Origin of the sequence: Nitrospira defluvii (assembly GCF_905220995.1) — a bacterium.
In the GTDB taxonomy this organism is placed as follows: Bacteria; Nitrospirota; Nitrospiria; order Nitrospirales; family Nitrospiraceae; genus Nitrospira_A; species Nitrospira_A defluvii_C.
In genome coordinates this window covers 1-5,241 of record NZ_CAJNBJ010000015.1, presented here as the reverse complement: position 1 = coordinate 5,241, position 5,241 = coordinate 1, and the positions used below count along the sequence as shown (strand labels likewise).

General features: G+C 63.1%; 2 protein-coding genes. Both read right to left on the bottom strand.

Features of this window, described 5'->3' with window-relative positions; translation table 11 throughout:
- Positions 1-4,999 (bottom strand): non-ribosomal peptide synthetase (locus tag KJA79_RS11655; RefSeq protein ID WP_213042224.1); only part of this gene is annotated, 4,999 nt, incomplete at its 3' end.
- A 2-nt stretch (positions 5,000-5,001) separates the two neighbouring features.
- On the bottom strand, positions 5,002-5,241 hold a 240-nt coding region (locus KJA79_RS11650), incomplete at its 5' end, for a phosphopantetheine-binding protein (protein WP_213042223.1).

Below are 5,241 nucleotides of genomic sequence, written 5' to 3'. Positions count from 1 at the left end.
ACCGCGCCGCTTGCGCACGGTCCGTCACGAGCAGCGCCGCCTGGCTGTCGTCGAGCATGTAGCGCAGCCGCTCGACGGGGTACGACGGATCGAGCGGCACGAAGGCGGCCCCCGCATACCAGGTCCCGAGCAGGGCGACCACGAGCTCCACCGACCGGTCCAGCGCGACCGCCACGAGGCATTCCGGTCCGACTCCGCGGCGACGGAGGGCCTGGGCAAGTTGGTACGCCTGCCGGAGCAACGCCGCATAGGTCACGGTCGTCGCGCCCGCCCGCACGGCGATGGCCGCCGGTGTCCGTGCCGCCTGCGCCGCAATCTGCGCCGGCACGGCCGTCCGCGCATAGGCCCGTGCCGTCTGATTCCACCCCCTCACCACCTGCCCTCGCTCCGCTTCGTCCATCAGGGGAAGTGCCGCGAGCTTCCGTTGGGGCTCTGCTACGATCCCTGCGAGCAAGGTGAGGAAATGGCCGCTCATGCGATCGATCGTGGCCGGCTCGAACAGATCCAGATTGAATTCGAAGAAACCAGTCAAGCCCTCTGGTGCCCACGTCATTTCCAACGACAAGTCGAACTTCGCACTCCCCGGATCGACCTCCACCGGTTCGATCGTGAGGTCAGGAATCTCCACCATGTCCCGGCCAAGGGTCTGTAGCGCGAACATCACTTGAAAGAGCGGAGCATGGCTCAGATCACGATCCGGCTTGAGCGCCTCGACGACCTGCTCAAACGGCACATCCTGGTGGCTTTGCGCGCCCAACACCGTTTCCCGCACCCGCTCGAGAAGATCAATGAAACGCGGATTACCGCTTACATCGGTCCGCAGGACGAGGGTGTTGACGAAGAAGCCGATTACTCCCTCCGTCTCGACAGTCGTGCGATTCGCGATCGGCGTGCCGATCGACAGGTCCACATCTCCGCTGTACCGATGCAACAACACCTGAAACGCCGCGAGCAACGTCATGAACAGGGTCACGCCCTGTCTCCGACTCAGTCCCTGCAAGGCGGCGGCCATCTCCGGGGAAACGGCAAAATTGCGGCGCGCGCCACGGAACGTCTGGACGGTAGGACGGAGATGGTCGGCGTGCAGGCTGACCATCGCAGAGGCCCCCGCAAGGGTCTCCTTCCAGTAGTCCAATTCTCGCCCGAGGACGTCGCCCGTCAACCACTCTCGCTGCCACCGGGCATAATCGGCATACCGCACCGCCGGAGTCGGCAAAGGCACGGGCTGGCCGTCACGCAAGGCGCCGTAAGCCGCCAGCATATCGCCCAGCAACAGATTCAACGACCATCCATCTGCGATGACGTGATGCAAGGTGACGAGCAACAGATGATCCTCGTCGCTCAGTTGAACCAACTTGACGCGCCACAGGAGGCCGCCTTCCAAGGCGAACGGCTTTCGGGCCTCCTCGCCGGCCAGCGCTGCGACATATTGCTCCAAAGACAGGCCTGATGCCGGATCGGCAGCCTGCTGATCGAACGGCACGGCCGGTGCATCCAGATCCACTTGCACCGGGCGACCCTCGGCGCGGAGGAACCACGTACGTAATTGATCGTGACGCGTCGCCACGACTTCAAAACTCGAACGCAACGCGTCCACATCGAGCGGACCACGGAGCCGGAGTCCGAAGGAGAGGTTGTAGAGCCAGCTTTCCGGATCGAGTTGCGACAAGAACCAGAGTCGCTGCTGCGCATAAGACAAGGGAGCCGGACCCTCCCGTCCCGATGCCGTCAAGGGAGGAACCTGCCTGCCTTGTCCTTCCGTCCGAACCCGATCGATGGTCTGAGCCAGATCGGCGACGGTCGGACATTCGAACGCAGCCCGCAACGGAAGCTCGATGTGGAACGCACGCCTGATGCGGGAGACCACCTGAGTCGCCAAGAGGGAATGTCCGCCCAGCTCGAAAAAATGGTCCCGCACCCCGACGCGTTCGAGACCGAGAATGTCCGCCCAGATACCGGCCAGCAGCTCTTCCGTAACCGTACGCGGCGCAAGGTAGGTGGCTTCGTGGAGACCGGACAGATCGGGAGCATATAAGGCTCGCCGGTCCACCTTGCCGTTCGGCGTACGCGGCAAAGAGTCCAGCGTGAGCACAATCGAGGGAACCATGTACTCGGGAAGTTGTGCCTGGAGCGCGGTCCGCAGCCGGTCGCTATCGATCGATCGGCCTTCCTGCGGCACGACGTAGGCCGCCAACCGCCGTTCTCCGGGGCGGTCTTCCCGAACGATCACGGCTGCCTCCCGCACATCGTCCTGGTCGGTCAGGCAGGATTCGATCTCACCGAGTTCGATCCGGAATCCCCGCACCTTGACCTGATGGTCCACACGCCCCACATATTCGATCGTGCCGTCGGGCCGGTAACGGGCCAGATCACCGGTGCGATACAGCCTTGCTCCGGGCGCGTCCCCGAACGGGTCCGGCACGAACGACTCTGCCGTTCTGGCGCAGTCTTCCAGATATCCTCGACCGACACCGATTCCTCCGATCCACAGTTCGCCGGAGACGCCGACCGGCACCGGTTCACACAACCGGTTGACGATGTAGAGGCGCAGGTGTTGAATCGGCCGCCCAATCGGAACCCGGACGGCATCTGCAGGCGGCGCCGCCAGGATGGGATGGACGGCGACGTCATCGGCACATTCGGCCGGTCCATAGGCGTTCATGAGGGGGATCTTCGGGTGGCGCTCGAACCAGCGGCGACAGAGGGCCAGCGGCAGCGCCTCCCCCGTCGGCAAGACCCAGCGCAGAGACGCAAGGACCGGTGGCGCGTCCGCACAGTCGCCGGCGTCCAAGAGAGCCTGCAACACGGCAGGTACCGCCTCGTAAATGGTTATGCCGGCTGCGTCCAAATGTCTCAGCAGTCGCGATGGCTCTCGCACCAGGTCGTCGGACAGGATATGGGTGGTGGCTCCGCACAGCAACGCGGTCAGGAATTGCCACACCGAAATATCGAAACATTGGGAGGCGGTTTGTGCGATGACGTCATCGGGTCCGATCGCGAACGACCTCACCTTGCTCTCGATGTTGTTGAGCATGCCGCCCATCGTCACCATGGCCCCCTTCGGGATGCCGGTCGAGCCGGAGGTATACATGACATAGGCCAACTGATCCGGCCGCGAAGGTACGCGACGATCGTGGTCTCCTCCCTGCTGCGACATGAGATCGTCCAAGACCACCGCGAACGGACGTGCCGCCTGAGGCATCAGCGACAGAGCCTGCTCCAGCTGACCGCTCAGTCGCCGCGAGACGACGACGACGCGAACGCGGCTCAGCTCCAGCAGCCGCGCGACACGGGCGACCGGATGGTGCGGGTCGAGCGGCAGATAGGCAGCGCCGGCCTTGAAACAGCCGAGGATCATCGTCAGCAGGTCTGGGCTGCGCTCATCCAAAACCGCGACGACCGCATCCGAACTCATTCCTTCCGCTCCCAACCGATGGGCCAGACGATTGGCCCGACGGTTCAAGACCTCATAGGTCACGGACTGGTCGCCGCAACGGACCGCGATGGCCTGCGGGGATCGCCGCACCTGCGCTTCGAATCGCAGGGCAAAGCTCCGGTCGTCCTGAGGTGTGTCCGTCTCTCCGATTCCATACGACAGGAGCCGCGCGCGTTCTTCCCGATCCAGCATGGGCAGGTCACCGATGCGGACATCCGGCCGCGTGATGAGGGCCTCCAACAGACCTTGCAAATGACCGATCATCCGGAGGACCGTTTCCGAATCGAAAAGGCGGCGGTCATAGGACAGTTTGAGCCCCAACTCTTTCCCCGGCCAACCCATCACGGTCATGGGATAATTCGTATGGACGCGATACTGCTCCTCCTCGGCGCGGAACATGATCCGCCCCTCGCACAGCGCCGGATCCACCGGGGCATTCTCAAACACGAACAGGCTGTGAAAGAGGGCTTCTCCCCGCGGGATCTCGCTCGAGCGTTGAATGTGAATGAGGGGGGTATATTCATACTCGCGAAGGCGGACGTTTTCCGCTAACAGATCTTTCAACCAGGCGATGACCGGACGATCCGGCGTCACCGAGACGCGCAACGGCAATGTATTGATGAAGAGGCCGAGCACCGATTCGACTCCGACGAGTTGAGTCGGTCGGCCCGCCACCGTCACGCCGAACAGCACGTCCTTCTCGCTGCTGTAGTGCGCGAGGAGCAGGGCCCAGGCTCCCTGCACGAAGGTATTCGCCGTCACACGATGTTGTTGGGCCAGGGCCGTGAGCCGTGCCGTGAGATCCGCGCTCAGGTGTAGGCAATGATCCGCTGCGTCATCGTTTTGGTCGGCCAACCCCTCCGGGGGCCGGTCATAGGCAAGCGGAGTGGGTGTGGAAAACCCCTGCAGATACTCGCGCCAGAACCGATTCGCTGCGTCCAGATCCTGCTTCTGCAACCAGGCGATATAGTCCCGATAGGAACGCGGCTTCTCCGCCTGGCACACGAGACCCTGGGCACAGGCCTCATAATGAGCCAGGAAATCCATCAGCAGCGGAGAGATGCACCATTCGTCGAGCAGGATATGGTGAAAGCTATGGACGAACTGATAGGTATGGTCGGTCAGACGGATGAGCCGCAAGCGCATGAGCGGGGCCTTGGCAAAATCGAACCCCCGGGCAAGTTCCTGCTGCAACAACGCATCGAGATCGGCGATCTGCGCCGCCCGCTCCTTCCCCCGCCAGTCCATGACATCGAGCGGGACCTCGATGTCCTTGTGAACGGCCTGCAGGGGACGTTTCTGATTCTTCCAGGCGAACGAGGTGCGCAAGATCGAATGCCGCGCAATGACCTGTGTCCAGGCTTGGAGAAATACCGTCGGGTCTACCTCGCCTTCCACGTAATACCGGTTCTGCATCAGGTAGATGCCCGTGCCGGGGTTCATCAGCGTATGGAACAGCATGCCCTCCTGCATGGGAGAGAGCGGATATACCGCCTCGATATTCTTGAGAGTTCCGCCGGTCGCGTGCTCGGCCGTCCGCTGCTTGGTCTTGTTCGCCTGCATGCCTATCCAATCTCCTTCAACAGGTTCTCCATCTCCTCGTCGCTCAGTTCCACATCCACCACCCGTCCCGGATCCTGCTCGTCTGCCGAGGGCGGGCCTGCATCAACGCTCCCGATCACCGCGACCGCAGCCGCCGACGCGACGGTCGGGTGCTCGAAGAGCTGCTTCGGGGTCAGCGTGAGGCCTTCTCGATGGGCCTTGGCCAGAACTTGCAGACTCGTGATCGAATCCCCGCCGAGTTC